A 5,127-nucleotide genomic window follows, 5' to 3' on the forward strand; every position below is an offset into this window, starting at 1 on the left:
GGCCCGGGCACCGCGAGCGCCGCGAGCACCGCGGGCAAGCGGCACCAGGAACTCGACGTGTACCCGCTGCACACCCTGCGCGGGCTCGCCCAGCACGAGATGGGCGCGGTGCGGCGCAGCGGCACCAGCCTGGTGCTGACCAAGACCGGCCGGCTGATGGCCGACGACGCCGCGGTGCGCTGGCACATCGGGACCGCCGCGCTGATCGGGCCCGACGACGGCCCCGATCCCGACTTCACGGTCGCCGTCAGGGAGGCGGCCCTGCTGATCACCACGCTGCACGACGGGCCGGTCGGCTACGAGGAGCTGACCAGCAGGCTGACGGAGCTGCACGCGGCCGAAGGGTGGACGTCCCGGTCGGGCAGCAGCCTGGCCGGCGCGATCCGCGCCGAGGTACACGTGCTCAGGCACCGGCTGCGCGCCCTGCAGCTGCTCGACGAGCCGATGGCCGCGGGACCGCTGGGCCTCGCGCTGACCGGCACCGGGACGGCCGCCGCGCTGTCGGCGCTGCTCGCCAGGGCACTGCGCCCGCGCCGTCACCAGCAGTAACAGGCTCCTCAGAGCTCGAAGCGGACGGGTTCGTACCCGGAGTAGTTCTCGGCCAGCGACAGCGCCGCGGCGCGGGAGGACGAGACGTAGCTGAGCTGGGCCAGCTGGAGCTGCGATTCGAACGCGTCCGAGCCCGGGGTGACGTGCAGCATCGAGGTCATCCACCAGGAGAAGTGGGTGCACCGCCAGACCCTGCGCAGGCAGGTGTCGGAGTAGGCGTCGGCCAGCTTCCACGACCCCTCTTTCAGCAGCGCGCGGAGCGCGTTCGCCAGCACCACCACGTCGGACAGCGCGAGGTTGAGGCCCTTGGCGCCGGTCGGCGGCACGATGTGCGCCGCGTCCCCGGCGAGGAACAGCCGGCCGTGCCGCATCGGCGCGGCGACGAAGCTGCGCATCGCGGTGACCGACTTGTCGGTGATCGGTCCCTCGGACACCGACCACCCGTCCAGCGCGAACCGCTTCTGCAGCTCGGCCCAGATCCGGTCGTCCGGCCACCGGTCGAGCGACTCGTCGGGCGCCACCTGCAGGTACAGCCGGGAGACCTCGGGTGAGCGCATGGAGTACAGCGCGAAGCCGTCGGCGTGCCTGGAGTAGATGAGCTCGTCGGTCGACGGCGCGGCGTTGGCCAGGATCCCCAGCCACGCGTACGGATAGGTCCGCTCCGACACCTGCAGGTCCGGGATGAGCGGCCGGCACACGCCGTGGAACCCGTCGCAGCCCGCGATCACGTCACACGAGACCTCGTGCGCGACGCCCGACGAGTCCGTGTAGGACAGCATCGGGCGGTCCGACGTCACACCGGACACGGAAACGTCGGAGCAGGAGAACTCGATCGCTCCCCCGTTCGCCAGCCGGGCCGCGATCAGGTCCTTGACGATCTCGGTCTGCGCGTAGACCGTCACCCACCGCCCGTCGGTCAGCTCACGGAAGTTCAAGTGGTGGCGCTCGCCAAGGAACTGCAGGTAAATCCCGTCGTGCTCAATGCCCTCCGCGTCCAGCCGCTTCCCGAGCCCCACCGAGCGCAGCAGTTCCACCGTCCCGGCCTCAAGCAGCCCGGCGCGCTGACGAGCCTCGCAGTACGCCCGCGTCCTGTTCTCGACCACGACGGAATCCACCCCGGCCAACGCCAACAGATGGGAAAGGAGCAAGCCAGCGGGGCCGGCCCCGACTATTCCGACTTGAGTACGCGAAGTGACAGGCATCTGACTGAAACCCCTTAAGTCCGTGCTACGCACGATAGTTCAGCAAGCGAACAGGCAAGCTGCTGTCTACGATTGTTATCATCTGGCAAATCACGCCACCACCGACGCCCCGCCCAGCGCCCGTGCGGCACGTCTGACCAGGGAGCGCCGCCGGGGCAGCGGGAGGCTGAGCATGACGGATGAACCCACGATCGATGAGCAGGACGGCGACTTCGTCCAGTCCCTCGACCGCGGCCTTTCCGTGATCCGGGCCTTCGACGCCGACCACGCCAGCCTCAGCCTCTCCGAGGTCGCGGCCGCCACCGGGCTCAGCCGCGCGGCGGCCCGCCGTTTCCTGCACACCCTGGTGCACCTCGGCTACATGCGGGGCAACGACGGCCGGTTCACGCTGCGCCCCAAAATCCTCGAGCTCGGGTACGCCTACCTGTCCAGCCTGACCCTCCCCGAGGTCGCGATGCCGCACATGGAGGAGCTCGTCGAGGAGGTCCGCGAGTCCTCCTCCGTGTCCGAACTCGACGGCGAAGACGTCGTCTACATCGCCCGCGTCCCGACCAAGCGGATCATGACGATGACGATCAGCGTCGGCACCCGCTTCCCCGCCTACGCGACGTCGATGGGGCGCGTGCTGCTCGCGGCCCAGCCGGAGGACTGGCTGGAGAGGTACCTGGCCGCTGTCAGCCTGCACGGCCTGACCGGGCGCACCATCACCAGCCCCGGCGGCCTGCGGCAGGAGCTGCGCAAGATCCGCGGCCGCGGCTGGGCGCTGGTGGACCAGGAGCTGGAAGAGGGGCTGCGCTCGCTCGCCGCGCCGATCAGGAACGGCGACGGCAGGGTGGTCGCCGCCATCAACGTGTCCACGCACGCGGGCCGGCGCAGCCTGGAAAGCATTGTGCGCGACCTGCTCCACCCGCTGCTCGCCACGGCGGAGCGCATCGGGCGGGACCTGACGGCAACTCCCGGGAGGCGGAATCCAGCATGGGGGACTGCCCGCCCCACATAACCCCCTGGCCCGGGATCTCCCCGCGTATGGGGGACTGCCCGTCCCCCATACCTCCCTGGGCCACCTGACATCTCGGTGCGTCACCTGCAACACTTGCTGTCCATGCGCACGCTGCTCGCCAACCATCCGCTGGTCACGCACAAGCTCACCCTGCTCCGCGACGCGGCCACCGACACCGCCACCTTCCGCAGGCTCGCCGACGAGCTGGTCACCCTGCTCGCCTACGAGGCGACCCGCGAGATCCGCCTCACCGACGTGACCGTCCAGACGCCGGTCGGCGCCGCCGTCGGCGCCAAGCTGGCGGATCCCATGCCGCTGATCGTCCCGGTGCTGCGCGCGGGCATCGGCATGCTCGACGGCATGACCCGGCTGCTGCCGCAGGCCGGCGTCGGCTTCGTCGGCATGGTGCGGGACGAGGAGTCGCTGGTCGCCTCGACGTACGCGAACCGGCTGCCCGTCGACCTGACCGGCCGCGAGGTGTTCGTGCTCGACCCGATGCTCGCCACCGGCGGGACGCTGATCACGGTGATCGGCATGCTCCGCGACCGCGGCGCCGCGGCGGTGACCGCGATCTGCCTGCTCGCCGCCCCGGAAGGGCTGACCCGCGTCGACGAGGCGTTCCCCGGCGATTTCGTGCGGGTGGTCACCGGTGCCGTCGACGACCGGCTGAACGACAAGGGGTACATCGTCCCCGGTCTCGGTGACGCTGGCGACCGGCTTTTCGGCGAAATCTAGCCCGAACGTACGCTGCTGACTCCGCGACCAGCCATTGCTCAGGACGCGGGGTCAGCCGGCCGACGGCGCTCCAGCGCAGCCAAGCGCAACTCCAGCTGGTCGACGCGGTGCCTGAGGAGTTCGAGCTGCGCCTCGTCGGCGAGCCGCCGCTCGGCCGAGCGGCGTAGCCGCGGCGAGGCCTCTGCGCGCTCGGCGACCACGTCGAGCGGTACCACCCGTTGCGGCCCGTGCGGGCCGTCGACGAGCCGGGACGGAATCTGGCCGGTCCGGTACCAGTTGCGCAGCGCCGCCCGGGACACGCCGGTGTCGGCGGCCGCCCGCTCGAGCGTCACCCAGTCCGACCCGTCCATCCGCATGCCGAGCTCGAGCTCGAGTTCCCACTCGTCGAGCCGGTCCTCCCACTCCATGGCCTGCTCCCTCTCTATTGCGGCTAACCCTACTAATAGCATGGTATTGACGGGGTTGGAAGCAGAGGTCCACGCTAGTTCCATGTTCGAGCGATTCACCGCCTACGCGCGGCACACGGTCGTCCTCTCCCAGGAAGAGGCGCGCCGGATGAACCACAACTACATCGGGACCGAGCACATCCTGCTCGGCCTGCTCGGCGAGCCTGCCGGCGTCGCCTACCGCGTCCTCGAAGCTCACGGCATGACGCTGAAGGGTGTCAGGGAGGAAATCGCCGAGCTCATCGGGCCCGGCAAGCAGGCGCAACGCAACGGGCATATCCCGTTCACCCCCCGTGCGAAGAAAACCCTGGAGCTGGCGCTGCGCGAGGCGGTGCAGCTGAAGCACAACTACATCGGCACCGAGCACATCCTGCTCGGCCTGATGCGGGAAGGCGACGGTGTGGCCGCCCAGGTCATGCGGAAGCACACCGACCTGATGGAACTCCGGATGGCGGTACTCGACGCGGTGCCTGCCGGGAAAGCCGAAGAAGAAGGCGATCCGGGGGACGAGGCAACCAACAGCGTGCTCCGCTGGCTGCGCCAGCGGCTGACGGTGTCCGGTTCACCAAGGGAGGCCCGGTTGCGTCTCGGGCAGGGCGAGGCCGAGCCGACGTTGCGGGTCACCCCAGCGGGCGAGGTCACGCTCACCGAGGCCACCAGGCTGGCCGGCGAACAGCCCGTCGGGTCGCACCACCTGCTGCTCGCCGCGCTCGCCGACTCCGAGTCCGCCGCCGCCCGGGCGCTGCAGAACCTCGGCGTAGACCTCGACCAGGCCAAGGAGGCGCTGCGCGCCGCTGAGGTCGCGGGCACCACCGACGAACAGCCAGAACAGGCAGGCCGCCGCCACATGATCGTCCGCATCGCCGAGGACAAAATCACGATCGAGGCTACCGACCCGCTGCTCCTGGTGACGGCCCAGGCCGCGCTCCGCGCGCTCGGCGACGAGGCCGTCACCGTCGGCGAAATCCGCGGCGACGAGCCAGCGGGCGCGCCACTGGCCCCCGTCTGGCAAGCCATCCGCGAGAGCCTGGCCACGATCCGGCAGAACGCCGAATCCCCCGAGGCCGCCTGACCCTGCCCCCGGCCCCGACCGCGACGCCTGTCGCCCGGCCGCACCCGCCGGCGCCTGATGCCCGGCAGCCCCTCCAACGCCTGTCGTCCGACCACCGGCGCCTGATGCACGGCGGCCCCCGCC

General features: G+C 70.7%; 5 protein-coding genes and 1 pseudogene. 4 read left to right on the forward strand and 2 right to left on the reverse strand.

Annotated elements, in window-relative coordinates:
* Nucleotides 1-549: pseudogene (locus tag WA805_RS21960) on the forward strand (hypothetical protein); the annotation flags it as partial.
* Nucleotides 550-557: 8 nt separating this feature from the next.
* Here WA805_RS21960 and WA805_RS21965 read toward each other — a convergent pair.
* Complete coding sequence (locus WA805_RS21965) at nt 558-1,751, reverse strand: 4-hydroxybenzoate 3-monooxygenase (protein WP_425243272.1); 1,194 nt, start codon at nt 1,749-1,751, stop codon at nt 558-560.
* Nucleotides 1,752-1,923: 172 nt separating this feature from the next.
* On the opposite strand from WA805_RS21965, the gene WA805_RS21970 reads away from it, so the two are divergent.
* On the forward strand, nt 1,924-2,751 hold the full coding sequence (locus tag WA805_RS21970; RefSeq protein WP_424560145.1) for an IclR family transcriptional regulator domain-containing protein: 828 nt from the start codon (nt 1,924-1,926) through the stop codon (nt 2,749-2,751).
* Between the two features lie 102 nt (nt 2,752-2,853).
* A complete protein-coding gene (upp, locus tag WA805_RS21975) occupies nt 2,854-3,486 on the forward strand; it encodes a uracil phosphoribosyltransferase (protein ID WP_422280316.1) in 633 nt (210 codons plus the stop codon).
* Between the two features lie 38 nt (nt 3,487-3,524).
* On the opposite strand, the gene WA805_RS21980 is transcribed toward upp, so the two are convergent.
* On the reverse strand, nt 3,525-3,893 hold the full coding sequence (locus tag WA805_RS21980; protein WP_422280310.1) for a hypothetical protein: 369 nt from the start codon (nt 3,891-3,893) through the stop codon (nt 3,525-3,527).
* 82 nt (nt 3,894-3,975) lie between these two features.
* On the opposite strand from WA805_RS21980, the gene WA805_RS21985 reads away from it, so the two are divergent.
* Nucleotides 3,976-5,004 (forward strand): Clp protease N-terminal domain-containing protein, encoded by a 1,029-nt coding sequence (locus tag WA805_RS21985; RefSeq protein ID WP_422280308.1) that lies wholly within the window; start codon nt 3,976-3,978, stop codon nt 5,002-5,004.
* The last annotated feature ends 123 nt before the right edge of the window (nt 5,005-5,127 follow it).

Source organism: Trebonia sp., assembly GCF_049794275.1.
In the GTDB taxonomy this organism is placed as follows: Bacteria; Actinomycetota; Actinomycetes; order Streptosporangiales; family Streptosporangiaceae; genus Trebonia.

What these genes read in the sequence shown, in the direction of transcription:
- WA805_RS21965 (WP_425243272.1), bottom strand. Translation starts at nt 1,751, where the DNA reads ATGCCTGTCACTTCGCGTACTCAAGTCGGAATAGTCGGGGCCGGCCCC.
- WA805_RS21970 (WP_424560145.1), top strand. Translation starts at nt 1,924, where the DNA reads ATGACGGATGAACCCACGATCGATGAGCAGGACGGCGACTTCGTCCAG.
- upp (WP_422280316.1), top strand. Translation starts at nt 2,854, where the DNA reads ATGCGCACGCTGCTCGCCAACCATCCGCTGGTCACGCACAAGCTCACC.
- WA805_RS21980 (WP_422280310.1), bottom strand. Translation starts at nt 3,893, where the DNA reads ATGGAGTGGGAGGACCGGCTCGACGAGTGGGAACTCGAGCTCGAGCTC.
- WA805_RS21985 (WP_422280308.1), top strand. Translation starts at nt 3,976, where the DNA reads ATGTTCGAGCGATTCACCGCCTACGCGCGGCACACGGTCGTCCTCTCC.